Genomic DNA, 14,540 nt, shown 5'->3' with positions numbered 1-14,540 from the left:
GCGAAAGCCTTGCAGCAAACTATAAGAGTAAATTAATGCATGTATTAATGGTTGCTGCAGAGAATGATGCGTTACCTAATGCCAAAGTTGGTGGTGTTGCTGATGTTATTCGTGATGTACCAAAGGCGTTAGTGGCGCAGGGGCTGACGGTAGATGTGGTTATTCCTGATTATGGTTTTGAACTAGGTGAGCGCTGTTTTATTGGTGAAGTGAGTGTGGCATTTAAGTCAGAGACACACGTTTTATCTTTGTTTGAAATTACACAGAATCAAAAAGGGGTGAGGCAAATAGTTATAAGTCATCCTCTTTTTAGTCAATCATTGAGTGTGTATTGTAACGACAACGATAATAGACCATTTGCTACCGATGCAACCAAGTTTGCACTGTTTAATGCCGCTATTTGTGAAGCCCTGATACAGGGCGTATTAACACAACCCAACACTTTACATTTGCATGATTGGCACAGTGCCTGTGTGGCCGTGTTACTTAAATTTAATCCTCGTTATGGCAAGCTTGCTAAGCTGCGCTTGGTATATACGGTGCACAATTTAGCTTTGCAGGGAATTCGTCCTTTTAAAGGGGATGATTCAAGCTTAGAAGCATGGTTTCCCTCGTTAAGTTACGACGGGCAACGATTATGTGACCCTCGTTATCCGCATTGCTTTAACCCTATGCGCAGTGCCATTAATTTAGCCGACAAAGTACATGTGGTTTCACCGAGTTATAGCCAAGAAGTGCAAATAGCAAGTAATGACGCCCACGGATTCTTTGGTGGCGAAGGACTTGAACGAGATTTACAACAAGCGGCTGAGCAAGGCAAATTAATTGGCATACTCAACGGCTGTGATTACGCAATTCAAGACGAACATGAAGCAACCTATAGTCAGCTATTAGAGCAAATAGAATCGACTTTGTTTAGTTGGATGGCAAAAAGCGCGCAATTACACAGCAGCCACTACATCGCCCATCAGCGTGTTTTACAATTTATGGCGTGTGATAAGCAAGGGCCACTTGTAACAAGTGTAGGGCGGCTCACTGAGCAAAAAGTATTGTTACTTTGCCAGCAACAAAGCAAAGACCTGACTATTGATTCAGTGTGTCAGATCATTAATCAATTTAAGGGGCGTTTACTTGTGCTGGGCTCAGGCGATAGTAAACTTGAACACCTTTTTACCTGCGCCATGGCACGTAATAACAACTTTTTGTTTTTAAAAGGCTATGGGCAAGATGTTGGCGATTTAATGTATCAATTAGGTGATTTATTTTTAATGCCGAGTTCTTTTGAGCCCTGTGGGATTAGCCAGATGCTCGCAATGCGAGCCGGCCAACCTTGCTTAGTGCACAGTGTCGGAGGTTTAAAAGATACCGTAGAGCATAATGTCAGTGGATTTTGTTTTAACGGCGATACGCTAAGTACACAAGCTGATGCACTCTTGCAGAGTTTAACTGAGGCACTTAGCCTATATCAAACAAACCCTAAGCAATGGCAAGCAATAAAAAGGCGAGCTGCTGATGCACGATTTAGTTGGGATAGTGTGGTAACTGATTATATAACATACTTATATTAAAAAATTTTATAAAGTTCAGTGACATCCGTTCTTATTTACGCTTTAATTACTTAGTCTGGTGGAAATAATATAAAGTAGGTAATGTGTCTGTATTTGTGGCAAGGCAAGCAATACTAAATCGGAATCAAAATGTAGTTGCTTATGAACTGCTATTTCGCGATAGTCCTGAAAATTGCTTTCCTGGTGTATCTGATGGTCAAGCAACGGCGAGGCTTATCATGGAAAACCAGCTTAACCTAGGTACTCGTCACATTACCTCGGGTAAAAAAGCATTGATCAATATTGGCCCTGAGTCATTAAAACTTGATTTGTGTGATTTTTTACCTTGTAAAGATGTTGTAATTGAATTACTTGAAACCATAGAGCCCACCGACGATACCTACGAGCTATGTCGCAAGCTATTTCACAGTAACTACAAATTAGCCCTGGATGATTTTGTTTATACGCCGCAGTGGGAGCGCTTTTTAAAGCTGGTCAACTTAATTAAATTTGATATTCGCCTTACTCCACTTGCTGAAATTCCGCTGGTGGTTAATAAGCTTAAAAAGTACAAAAATATTAAACTACTAGCCGAAAAAATAGAAACCGATGAAGAATATAAATTGGCCCGTAAAATGGGCTTTGATTATTTTCAAGGTTATTATTTTGCGCGCCCAGTGATGATAGAACAAAAAGATATTCACTATAATTACGGCCTAGTGATCGCTATTTACTCAGAAGTAATGAAGCCAGATCCTGATGTTAAAGTGATCACCGGTTTATTTGAGCTTGATGCGGCATTGGCCTACAAGTTACTGCGTTTATTAAATAGCGGTGTGTTTCCGCTACAAAGCCAAATTTCGTCGTTAAAACAAGCGTTAGTTTACCTCGGCCAAGCACGTTTAAAAAAGTTTGTTAGTTTAATTGTCACTGCCCATACAGCACGCTCTAAGCCTATAGAGCTCATGCAGATGTGCGTTATTCGCGCACGGTTTTGTGAATTAATAGCCGCTAAAGTTGCTAAGCAGGTTCAAGGTGAAGCATTTTTAACGGGGCTTTTTTCACTGCTCGATGCTATTTTAGACAAGCCAATGGACTTGCTGGTTGATAAACTTCCATTCCCGGAAGATATAAAAGCAGCGTTAACTGGTGAAAAAAATAACTTATATTATATCCTTGAAACAGTAAAAGCCTACGAAACAGGAAGCTGGTGGGCGCTTGAGAATGCAGTATTACTGATTAATTTAGACAGTGCTTTTTTACCAAAATTATACAAACAAGCGGTACAATGGGCCGATAGCTATAAAGATAATATTTAGGGAATTCATGCTTTGCGCAATTATAATATGGACTTTATAAGGGGCATAGCCGTACTTGGTCTGGTATTTATTAACTGTTTTTCCTTCGCTATTTTCGAGCTTAATTATACGCCACTCACAACACCACCACCTAGTGATCAGTTTCTAAACATACTAAGCCTTATATTTGTTGAAGGGCGGTTTCGCACTTTATTCACTTTACTGTTTGGTGCGGGTCTTTATATTCAGTATCAGCGATACCAATGCACTGAGCCACTAAAAAAACGATTACATTGGCTAATTGTGTTTGGCTTAATACATGGTTTTTTATTGTGGGCGGGCGACATTTTGTTTTTATATGGGGTGTCAGGTTTATTTATATTGCGCTATTTAGATTACACGAATGAAGAGCTTAAAAACAAAGCTGCGCTTTTTACTTTTATTTCTTTAATGACTATTGCCATATTTATGTTAGGACTTAATGAGGCGCCATTATACAGAGATTCCCCCGAGTACTACGAAATATACACTAGTTACTACCAAAGCATCGGTGCTCACTTTAGCCAAAATATAGCAATGAGCGCCTATATGTTGTTGGCTGTGCCTATTTTATTATTGTGGGCTAGTGCTGGGTTTATGCTAATTGGTATTTTGGCTTACAAATACGGTGTGTTTAGTAAAGGGCTTAGTAAGGCGCTGCTTATTAAGCTTATTCTATTAAGTGCGTTATTTATTAGCTTAAGGTTAATGTTAGTGCCATACAATCAAGGTATTGGTTATGCCTTACAAGAGCCTGTTAATGAACTTGCTGCCTTATGTGTTGCACTGCTTTATATTCATTTAATCGTTAAACTTTGTGACAACAGCGCCCACATAGGGGGGCTTATCCAACAAGTTGGACGCTTAGCGTTTACTTTATACATAAGCCAAACCATTATGCAGTTATTATTGTTTAAAGTGTTTTTTCCGCAGTGGACGCTCAAATTTAACCGACTCGATTATTGGCTCGTCGCTATTAGCTTAGTGATTGTACAGCTTATATTTACAGCTATTTATTGCCGGTATTTTAAGCAAGGCCCGCTTGAATACCTATGGCGTAAATTAGCGAAAATTAACCGCGAAAAAATAGCTTGAGTAGTTTAAACTATGCGCCTTTATATTTAAGAAGATTTGCCTGATGACAGACTTGAAGCGTTTAAATAAATTTATTAGTGAAACCGGGTTTTGCTCTCGCCGCGAAGCCGATAAATATATTGAGCAAGGTCGTGTTACCGTTAATGGCGAATTACCAGAAATGGGTGTTAAAGTTGCCCAATCAGATGTAGTTTTGGTTGATGGTAAACCATTAAAAGCACCACCTAAACGTGTGTATATTGCTTATAATAAACCTGTGGGCATTACCTGTACCACAGAGCGTAAAATTCAAAGTAATATAGTTAAAGCCGTTAATTATCCTGAACGTATATTTCCGATTGGTCGTTTAGACAGACCCTCAGAAGGGCTGATTTTTTTAACCAATGAAGGCGATATCGTTAATAAAATCTTACGAGCTGGCAATAACCACGAAAAAGAATATGTGGTTACTGTAGACAAACCACTTAATCGTCAGTTTGTAAATAAAATGGCGAACGGTATTCCTATTTTAGATACCGTGACTAAAAAGTGTAAAGTTACTCAGACTGGTGCGCAGCAATTTAGCATTATTTTAACCCAAGGTTTAAACCGTCAAATTCGCCGTATGTGTGAATACTTAGGTTACGAAGTGGTTACACTAAAACGTGTGCGTATTATGAACGTAACTCTCAAAGGCTTAAAAGTAGGGCAGTGGCGACATTTAAGCGACGCTGAAATGGCGGTCATTAACGACTCAATTGCTGATTCAGGTAAAACGCAAGAACACTCACTTTATGATGATACTGAACAGCGCAATTACACTGAACAAGCTAAAAATAGTGGCGCTAAATCTGCTCATAAGCGTGACTTTCAGGGCGGGAAACTACGTCGTGAAAATAATGACGAGCAACAAAAGCAAGCTAAAAAAAGTAGTCGAAATACGCCTTATCAAAAACGCTCTACTACTTATGTGGGTAAATCAAATACTCACAAAGCAAATACTGCCACAGGAAACAAAACCCGCAGCAGTGGCACGTTAAGCTTAAAAAAGTAATTAAGCTTGTGTAAAAAAGCAAATAAAAACGCAGCCTTAGCTGCGTTTTTTGTTAGCCTACTGTTTAGGGTAATCAATCCTAAATACCACAGTGTATAAAACCGGCACTACAATTAGCGTCAGTATGGTGGCAAACCCTAAGCCAAACATAATGGTGACCGCCATCGACTGAAAAAATACATCGAATAGTAATGGGATCATGCCAAGTATTGTCGTGATAGCGGCCATGGCTACAGGGCGCACACGGCTTACGCCTGAGTCAAACACTGCTTGATATGGCGATTTACCTTCACTCAGTTCTAAGTTTATTTGATCAACCAGTACAATGCCGTTTTTAATTAGCATGCCGCTTAAGCTTAATAAGCCCAGTAGCGCCATAAAGCTAAACGGCGCATTCATCACTATTAAGCCTGCACTAACACCAATAATAGCCAGCGGTACAGTTGCCCAAATAACCAAAGGTTTTTTCACTGAGTTAAACAGTAATACTGTTACTGCAAACATTGCTAAATAGCCCAGTGGTAACGAGCCAAAAATAGCCTTTTTCGCTTTGCTTGATGATTCGAACTCGCCGCCCCATTGCATTTCATAGCCACGGGGTAAATCAATTGCTTCAACCTCAGCGCGAACCCGAGCAAATAATTTTGCAGGCGTTTCATCACCCAAAACATCATGATCTGCCATCACAGTAATGGTGCGTTTACGATCGCGACGCATAATTAAGCTGTCTTCCCACTCAACAATAAATTCATCAACCACTTGGGTAACCGGCACAAACACGCGTAAAACAGGGCTATAAATTTGTAAATCGTGAACACTGTCTACATTTAAACGCTCGCTTGCCGGTGAACGGGCAATAATAGGCAATAATTGCGTACCATCACGATATACACCTACTTGCTTACCCGACAGGCTCGTTAACAGAACTTGGTCAAGATCAAATTTGGTGATCCCTAAACGGCGCGCTTTTTGTTCATTAAATTGCGGACGAATCATTTTAGTGCGTGCACGCCAATCATCTCGAATGTTAAAGGCACCGTCGTCTTTAGCGATAATCTCTTTAGCCTGTGATGAAAGCTGTCTTAAAACAACCGGATCGGGGCCTGAGAACCGCGCTTCTATTTTGGCATCAGTTGAGGGGCCAATCTCCATTGGTTTTACTTTTAACTTTGCTGACAGTGGATGTTGCTTTGCGTAATCGCGCACTTTTTGCATGACTTTTGCGACGGCTTCACGATTGGTGACACGAATAATTAACTGTCCATAAGCAGGGTAGGATTTTTCAGGCGCGTAAGTCAGCATAAAACGCGGCGCACCTTGGCCAACCGTACTGGTGATTTCTGTGACCAGTTCATTCTTTTGTAAATAAGCTTCTAGCTGCTTAATGCCCTCAAGGGTTGCGCGAATATCAGCGCCTTGATCTTGCCAGTAATCGACATAAAACATCGGGGTATTCGAGGCTGGAAAAAATGATTGCTTCACAGCACCAAAACCCACTACAGCGCTGCATAAAAGAGCAACCATAAGGACTAAGGTTGTTTTTCTAAAGCGCATAGCTAAATTTAATATCGCTTTATAACCATTGAATATGATGCCTTGGTAAGGGTCTTCATGCTCTTGATTATGTTCGTGTTTAAATTCGGTTTCTTTAAACATCAAGTGGGCAAAAAACGGCGTGAGCGTAATTGCGGTGATCCAGCTCAAGAGCAAAGAAATAAACAGCACCCAAAATAAGCTACCAGCAAATTCACCACTGGCATCTGAGCTTAAACCAATCGGTGCGAAAGCGGTTATGGCAATAACTGTTGCGCCAAGTAGTGGCCACTTAGTTTGATCGACAATATTAACTGCCGCTTTAAGCTTTGTTTGTCCGCGCTTGAGGTTGATGAGAATACCTTCGGTCACAACAATGGCGTTATCGACCAGCATACCTAGTGCAATAATTAGCGCACCTAATGATATACGTTGTAAGTCAATCGCAAACAGCTTCATAAATATAAATGTGCCTAATACGGTCAGTAATAATATACCGCCGATTAAAACCCCACTTTTAAAGCCCATAAAAATAAGTAGTACTACAATAACTATTGCAATGGCCTCTATTAAACTAACAATAAAGCCATCTACCGACTGCTCTACTTCTTTAGGTTGGTTATACACTGAGCTAATATCAATACCATGCGGGCGTTGATACTCAAGAGATGCTAAGTGCTCATCTATGTGTTTACCCACATCAACAACATTGACCCCAGACATAAACGACACACCAATAAGCAGAGCCTGTTGTTGATTGTAATGAATCACATTGGTCGGTACTTCAGCATATTCACGGTAAACCTTTGCAACATCGCCTAGATAAATGAGTTCGCTGGCACCTGATTTTGAAATTAGTAAGGTTTCAAGTTCTTTTACATCTTTAAATTCACCAGTAGGGTGCAAGCGAATAGACTCATCACCCACGCGAATACGTCCAGCGTTAGATACGGTGTTTTGTGATTGCAGTAAATCATAAATATGACTAGGCGCAATACCGAGTTGGGCAAGCTTTTGCGTCGATACCTCAACCATTACTTGTGGCTGCTGTTGTCCCGCAATTGTAACTTTACTCACTCCTTTGACTAAAACAAGTTCTCGTTTTAAATAATCAACATAGTCTTTTAATTCATCATACGAGTAGCCATCGCCCGTGACGGCAAACATAACGCCGTAAACATCGGCAAAATCATCAATCACATTACTGGGGTAAACACCACTTGGCAGCGACGGGCTAAGGTCGTTAATTTTACGACGCATTTCATCCCATATTTGTCTAAGCTCTTGTTTACGATAGGTGCTTTTCATTTCTACGGTAATTTGTGATTTACCATTGGATGAAATAGAGGTGACATAATCAACATAAGGGAGCTGTTGAATGGCATTTTCAATCGGAAATGTGACTTCTTCTTCTACTTGCTGTGGAGAGGCGCCCGGGTATAAAGTGATCACCATGGCTTTTTTTAAAGTGAATTCAGGGTCTTCCAGCTGGCCTAAATCAAAATAAGACACACTGCCGCCAATTAACAGCAACAGCGTAAACATCCAGCTAATGACCTTTTTCTCAATAGATAGTTGCGCAAAGCCCATAATTATAAGCCTCGCTCTTTATTCCAAGGGCGAACAGACATGCCCTCTTGTAAAGAGTGAACACCAGCAGAGACAATTTGTTGGCCTTCTTTTACGCCGCTAAGAACTTCAATAGTGTCGTGATGCAATTGGCCCACTTGTACTGCTTGTTTATGCACAGTGCCAGTTTGCTGATTAAAAACCCACACATAGGCATTATCGCTTAGGCTTTTATTAGGATCTGAAAATACCGACTCAATAGGTAAAATAGTGTAGGGGGTTTGTGAGCGTGTAACTTTGCTCAAATCTATCATCACTTGTCCCGACATACCCGCAAGTAAGTTAAAATCTTCTGGCACCGGTAATGAAAACACCACTTTATAGGTGAGTGTTGCAGGATCGGCTTGGGTATCCCATTCTTTAAGCGTGAGTTTGTATTGCTTGTCGTGATAGCCATCAAATTCAACCATAGGTTGATATTGGGTATCTTTTTGAATACGTGCCACGATTTTTTCAGGAACCTGTATTGCTACATCCATAAAATCACGGGTTTCTAAGCGCAAAACATTTTGTTTTGCTTGAATACTTTCAAAGTTTTTTACAAACACTTTGGCTACTATGCCAGCAAAAGGAGCACGAAGTTCACTGTACTCTAAATTTGTTTCTGCAATTTTAAACGCTGACTCAGCGACTTGTTCATTGGCAACCGCTTGATCAAGCTCGGATTGACTGGTGATATTTTTATCAAATAGTTGTTTAATACGTTTTAGCTGCGACTTAGCCAGTTCATAGCGCGCTTTGCGCTCATTATATTGTAATTGAAAATCTTCAGGGTCTAATTTCGCCAATAGTTGCCCTTTTTTTACCTGCTCACCGGCTAATACAGGAAATTCAACCAACTCACCATTGACCCTAAAAGCCAGGTACGAGCCCTGGTTTGCAACGACTTCCGCAGGAAAACTGCGTATGTTTGTTTGCGAATCATGACCAATACTAAATAATTTAACAGGGCGAATCGGCTCTTCTTTAACTATTTTCTCTGGCTCCGAGCAGCCTATTAAACTTAGTAATGTCGCAGATAGTAAACATAAGCGAAACAGTGGCATGATATCTCCATGATAAAAAAAGGCTAAATAAGTCAGTGCAGCATACGCTGCAAACATATAAAATAAAATTCATTAAATTTTAGAAACTCAATAAGTTTTACTTATAATGTGCTGGGCTGACTATGAAACTTAATCAATTACAAATTTTAGATGCTATTGTGCAAAGTGCGAGCTTAAGTGGCGCTGCATTAAAGCTACATAAAACTCAGCCTGCATTGACACTGGCGATTAAAAACTTAGAAGCGAAATTAGGTTTTGATCTACTCGACCGTTCTAAATACCGATTACAACTTACCGAAAAAGGACGTATTTTTCATCGTGAAGCTAAACAGCTTTTAAACGCGAATGAGCAGCTTACACAGCTTGCAACCGAGCTGGCGCTGGGGAATGAAGCGCAATATAGAGTTTGCTATGAGCAAATTTGTCATGTGCAAAGTTATAACGAGATCATAAGTAATACTTTTAAGCATTTTTCTAGTACAGAATTTCGTTTAACCAGTGGTAAACGGTTTGTATCTTTAGAGCAAGTGAATACCGGCCAAGCCGAGCTTGGGATTGGCCCATGGTTTGATTTATTTCATGCCACCGGCGATTTAGAAAGCTTACCGATAGGCAAGCTAGATATAGGTATTGTTGGCGCAAAAGGGATTTTACCTAAGCAGCTTACCTACGATGAGTTACAACTTTACCCGTGTTTAGCGATGTTTGAAAGTGGCTTGAGCATAGACAGCGACAGGCTGTCTTATTCTAAAGGGGCTGCGGTGATGAAAATAGATGACATATCTACCCTAAAGTCGTTTTTATTGTCAGGTGCAGGATGGGCAATGATGAGCTTAGGCCACTGTAAAAAAGAAATTGCCGCGGGCTCATTACAGCAAATAATAGTAACAGACAGAGAGCATCAGTTTAGCGCGCAAATTCGTGCTTTTCGTCAACATGCTATGCACCATGGTCCTGTTGCCCGTAAAATTTGGCAGCAATTTGAATTACTCAGTCAGGAGTACTTAAACAATAATGGACGTTAATAAAGAAACGGTTATTTATACTATTATTGCGAGTATACCCTCAGGGTGTGTTGCCAGTTATGGCCAAGTAGCGGCGCTTGCAGGGTATCCTAATAATGCAAGGCTAGTTGGCCGATTATTAAAAGAGATGCCAAAAGATTCGACGATCCCTTGGCATAGAGTGGTTAACAGCCAAGGTAAAATAGCGTTTGCACAGGGCAGTGCGCTGTATCAAACGCAACGAGAAAAGCTACTTTCTGAGGGTGTTACTTTTAACAATCAACGAATCAATATGGCAAAACACCGCTGGCAATAAACTAATTATCCATTTTATGTAAGTCAGTTAAAGCCCAAATTTCATCTGCGGTCCATTCGTCTAGCCAAATAGGAATATCTTCGGCTTTCATTGGCTTAGCAATACCATAGCCCTGTGCTAAATAACAGCCAAGTAGCATTAGTGTTGCTGCATGTTCCGGGGTTTCTACGCCTTCAGCTATAACGCTTCGTTTAAACGATTTGGCCAGTGCAATAACGCCTTTTACAATTGCTAAATCGTTAGAGTCTTCAAGCATATCCCTAACAAAGCTTTGATCTATCTTTATTAGGCTTGCAGGTAAACGCCTCAAATAAGTGAGTGATGAGTAACCCGTACCAAAGTCATCTAATGAAAACTCAACGCCCAAAGCTTTACAATCTTGCATGGTTTTAGATACGTGGGCTACATCGTTAAGCGCACTGGTTTCCAGTACTTCTAGCTCTAGGTTTCTAGCATCGACCTGTGGATGTGCCAATAGTAATTCAGTTAGCCGCGCTGTAAATTCAGGCTGCTGTAATTGAACTGCGGCAACATTAACGCTCACTTTTATGTTTAAACTAGGTGTTAAAATTTGCCAGTGGTTAATTTGAGATAATGCAGCGTTAATAACCCATTCGCCAACGTCTATCATTAGCGCATTGTTTTCAATTACAGGTAAAAATTCAATAGGGCTAAGCAACCCGCGCTCTGGGTGTTGCAAGCGTATTAATGCCTCAACGCCAATCATACTACCCGTTCGCATATCTACTTTTGGTTGATAATAAAGTACAAACCAATCATTAGCTAAGGCTTAACGGATAAGTGTAATGCCGGTTTGCTGTGCTTTAACTGTATCTCCTTGACTTGTATCGAATAAATGATAACGATTTTTGCCCATTTGTTTGGCAATATACATGGCTTGATCGGCATGGCGCATCAGTTGTTCAGCATCTAAATTATCTTCTGGGTATATTGTTACCCCAATACTGGCAGAGACATTCAAAACAATATCGTTAACAGTGACAGGTTTTGCTGCTGCAGCCAGTAGCCTCTCAAGTACAGGTACGCAATCGGCAACTGATCCTAAATTAGTTAATACAGCAACGAATTCATCGCCACCAATACGGGCCAAGCTATCACCTTCACGAAGTGCATCTTTTAAACGGATTGAAAGTGCAATTAATAACTTATCGCCAATATCATGGCCATGAGAATCATTAACATGCTTAAATCCATCTAAATCAAGAAACACCACCGCCAGAGAATTGTTATGGCGACGGCATTGCAACATGGTTTGGCTGAGCCTATCGGCAAGCAATACGCGGTTTGGCAAGTTAGTTAATAAATCATAATGTGCAATACGGCTAAGTTGCTCTTGTTGGCGTTTAGCTTGGGTGATATCGGTAAATATTCCTAAGTAAAAAGTAACGTTGTTGTCGTCTTTTAAAACTGAAATATTAAGTAGCTCAGCATAAAGTTCACCGTCTTTTTTACAGTTCCACACTTCACCTTGCCAATGACCATATAGGCTGAGCTGTTTCCATATGTTTTTATAAAATGACTCTGTTTGTTTGCCCGAATTTAAAAATGATGGATTGCGGCCTATAACTTCATCGTGGCTATAACCGGTTATATGACAAAAGGCAGGATTGACATCAACAATAACTTTATCAGCATTTGTAATAATAATCCCTTCATGGGTATCTCTAAAAACCCGAGAGGATAAATGCAGTTTTTCTTCAATTAATTTACGTTCAGTAATATCAACCGAGACACCCAACATGGTAATTGCGCTGCCAGAGCTGTCTCTAACAAGAGTCCCTTTAGTATTAAACCAACGAACGTTACCCCGTTTAGTAATAATACGGTGATCAACATTATATTCTTTCGCCGCGTCAATACATTGATTTATATCGCTTACTATATTGGCGCGATCATCTGGGTGAATACTGGCTAGGTATTCATTTTTAGTCATTTCTAATTGTTTAACATTGCCAGTAATTAGTCTTATACCATGTTCAGAAAAGCGGATTATATTGGTTTTTATGTCCCATTCCCAAGTCGCAATTCCCCCCACTTTTTGGCTTAAAAGAAGTCGTCTTTCGGTATCAGTTAATGCTTTAATGTTATTTTGTAATGCATGAGTACGTTGCTCTACTTTTTTTTCTAATTTTAGGTGGCTCGCTCTTAATCGGGTTATCAGATAAGATGAAAGTGAAGTTAAGAAAGTAAACACAACCGCAATAGCAATACCAAGTAACAGCATACTATTGTCTTGCCAGCCCCTGATAGGGTAGGCTTTAAATACCCAAACGCCGTTTGGCACTTGTATGTTAAAGTCGACCGTGTTTTTTGTTATTTGGTTGTCTGAGGTAGCAATGATTTGCACATCATTTGTATCGGGCATGACTTTTGAAAGCTCATAACCAATGCCTGCCTGTGGCAGTTGAGCTAAATTAACGCTTTGAAGAATATCAGGAAAACGAATAAGCGCAGTGGCAAATCCCCAAAACTGGTTTCCCTGTGAGGTATCTAGATACACAGGCAGCCTAGCCGCTGCACCCATACCACCTTGAAATAATTCAAAAGGGCCTGCAAGGGTTAATTTACCTGTTTTTTTGGCTAAAAATGCCTCTTGCGTTCGCAGTGGGTTCTCTAAAACATTATTACCGATAGCACTTTCATTGCCCTTAAGTGGAACAACGTGTGTAAGAATACCGTTTTTATGAAGTTGTAAGGCGTCAAGACCAGGATAAAGACTTAACATTTCAGAAGCGAGTTCTTCAAAGCCTTTAGTCTCGCCATTTTGAGTACGAATTAATGCCGCAATAGGATAGGCTGCAGAAAGTGCTTGGTTAAGATTATTTCTAATATGGTTAACGTAGCTACCCGCCACCTTTCTGATAGAGTTTTGCTTTTGCTGATAAATGTATTGATCGAGTAGATAAATTGAATACACAGATGCAAGCGTTGAGATTAACAATGTGATCAACACCAGTCTTGCTTTTATAAACAAGCTCAGTATCTGTGGTCGAGTATTAGATGGTGACAATGTAAATAACACCTAGCGTTGTTTAAGCCGCGTCCATTTAGAACAATGGCGTTTTAAGTTCCTGAAACAGTATAGCAAACAGTCATCTAAAGCATTAGGGAGATTTAATTATACTTTAAAATAACCACCGTGATTTACTAAAGCTTGAGTAAAATAATAGGCTACATTGTGAGATTAGCTAGGAAGGCACTATGTGTATTTAGTTAATACACATAGTGAGTAATGGCAATATAATGACTTACACAACCGCCAATGACAAAAAGATGCCAAATAGCGTGGCTATATTGAGTGTTTTTAGCGCTGTAAAACAATGTACCCACGCTATAAAATAAACCGCCAGTAAGTAGCCAGTATAGTGCGTTGATAGGTAAGTTTGAGTAAAGTGGGTATATAATTGCCAGTGCAAACCAGCCCATTAATAAATAGGTAGCGAGTGACACTTTTTTATTGCCATTTTTAACAAGCAGTTTATAAGCAACACCGGCTAAAGCTACTGTCCAAATAAATACCAAGGTAGCCCAAGACCAAATCCCAGATAAAGAGAGTAATAAAAAAGGGGTATATGTGCCAGCAATAAGCATGTAAATAGCACAGTGGTCACATTTTTTATAAAACGCTCTTAATTTAGGACGAACACTGGCGTGATAAAGTGTAGAGGACAAAAATAAAATAAATAAGCTGCTGCCATAAACGACTGTGCTGGCGTAACCTTTTACAGAGTTAGCTTGTTTAAATAAATCCCAAATTACAAATGCAGCAAATAAAATACCTAAAGCATGGCTAACAACATTTAATAGCTCTTCTTTTTTAGAATAGGGCGCTTCAAAAGACATAACAGATCCTACCACTTACAATTTAACGTTTAGTGTACAAGTGTACGCTGAAATTATCAATTGAGAATTGATTGACATGGTGCTGCCAGTTTATGGATTACGGCATGTTAAAAAATACACTACTATTTGGTTATAT

10 protein-coding genes and 1 pseudogene are annotated in these 14,540 nt (G+C 39.9%); 6 read left to right on the top strand and 5 right to left on the bottom strand.

Translation table 11 applies throughout. The features are described 5' to 3' along the window. Positions 1 to 35: 35 nt before the first annotated feature. The 4 genes from QL984_RS03710 to rluF all read left to right on the top strand — a co-directional run bounded on the left by QL984_RS03710 (position 36) and on the right by rluF (position 5,012). The gene (locus QL984_RS03710; protein WP_024600881.1) at positions 36 to 1,568 is read left to right on the top strand and encodes a glycogen/starch synthase; all 1,533 of its coding nucleotides are present in this window, start codon (positions 36 to 38) and stop codon (positions 1,566 to 1,568) included. Positions 1,569 to 1,651: 83 nt separating this feature from the next. Then, entirely contained in the window at positions 1,652 to 2,866 is a 1,215-nt protein-coding gene (locus QL984_RS03705) for an HDOD domain-containing protein (protein WP_024600880.1), read from the top strand. 27 nt (positions 2,867 to 2,893) lie between these two features. Then, positions 2,894 to 3,979 (top strand): DUF418 domain-containing protein, encoded by a 1,086-nt coding sequence (locus QL984_RS03700; RefSeq protein ID WP_024600879.1) that lies wholly within the window; start codon positions 2,894 to 2,896, stop codon positions 3,977 to 3,979. A 43-nt stretch (positions 3,980 to 4,022) separates the two neighbouring features. Next, a complete protein-coding gene (gene rluF / locus QL984_RS03695; protein WP_024600878.1) occupies positions 4,023 to 5,012 on the top strand; it encodes a 23S rRNA pseudouridine(2604) synthase RluF in 990 nt (329 codons plus the stop codon). Positions 5,013 to 5,069: 57 nt separating this feature from the next. Here rluF and QL984_RS03690 read toward each other — a convergent pair whose 3' ends face one another. Together QL984_RS03690 and QL984_RS03685 are read right to left on the bottom strand one after the other, a co-directional pair. Beyond that, a complete protein-coding gene (locus tag QL984_RS03690) occupies positions 5,070 to 8,135 on the bottom strand; it encodes an efflux RND transporter permease subunit (RefSeq protein ID WP_036954831.1) in 3,066 nt (1,021 codons plus the stop codon). Between the two features lie 2 nt (positions 8,136 to 8,137). After that, positions 8,138 to 9,220, bottom strand: coding sequence for an efflux RND transporter periplasmic adaptor subunit (locus tag QL984_RS03685; RefSeq protein ID WP_013463246.1), 1,083 nt, complete (start codon positions 9,218 to 9,220; stop codon positions 8,138 to 8,140). A 122-nt stretch (positions 9,221 to 9,342) separates the two neighbouring features. Between QL984_RS03685 and QL984_RS03680 the strand changes: the two genes are divergently transcribed. Continuing rightward, positions 9,343 to 10,245, top strand: a complete 903-nt coding sequence (locus QL984_RS03680; protein WP_024600876.1) for a LysR family transcriptional regulator — start codon at positions 9,343 to 9,345, stop codon at positions 10,243 to 10,245. Then, on the top strand, positions 10,235 to 10,540 hold the full coding sequence (locus QL984_RS03675; RefSeq protein WP_013463248.1) for an MGMT family protein: 306 nt from the start codon (positions 10,235 to 10,237) through the stop codon (positions 10,538 to 10,540). Before QL984_RS03680 ends, QL984_RS03675 begins: the two co-directional genes overlap by 11 nt. A 1-nt stretch (position 10,541) precedes the next feature. On the opposite strand, the pseudogene QL984_RS03670 reads toward QL984_RS03675, so the two are convergent. The 3 genes and pseudogenes from QL984_RS03670 to QL984_RS03660 form a co-directional block, all read right to left on the bottom strand. After that, a pseudogene (locus tag QL984_RS03670) lies at positions 10,542 to 11,318 on the bottom strand (EAL domain-containing protein); the annotation flags it as partial. 12 nt (positions 11,319 to 11,330) lie between these two features. Beyond that, on the bottom strand, positions 11,331 to 13,571 hold the full coding sequence (locus QL984_RS03665; protein WP_290171983.1) for a diguanylate cyclase: 2,241 nt from the start codon (positions 13,569 to 13,571) through the stop codon (positions 11,331 to 11,333). 203 nt (positions 13,572 to 13,774) lie between these two features. Further along, positions 13,775 to 14,404, bottom strand: coding sequence for a hemolysin III family protein (locus QL984_RS03660; protein WP_036954828.1), 630 nt, complete (start codon positions 14,402 to 14,404; stop codon positions 13,775 to 13,777). Positions 14,405 to 14,540 lie beyond the last annotated feature (136 nt).

Origin of the sequence: Pseudoalteromonas sp. APC 3495 (assembly GCF_030407645.1) — a bacterium.
In the GTDB taxonomy this organism is placed as follows: Bacteria; Pseudomonadota; Gammaproteobacteria; order Enterobacterales; family Alteromonadaceae; genus Pseudoalteromonas; species Pseudoalteromonas tetraodonis.
This window is presented reverse-complemented; position numbering and strand designations above follow the sequence as displayed.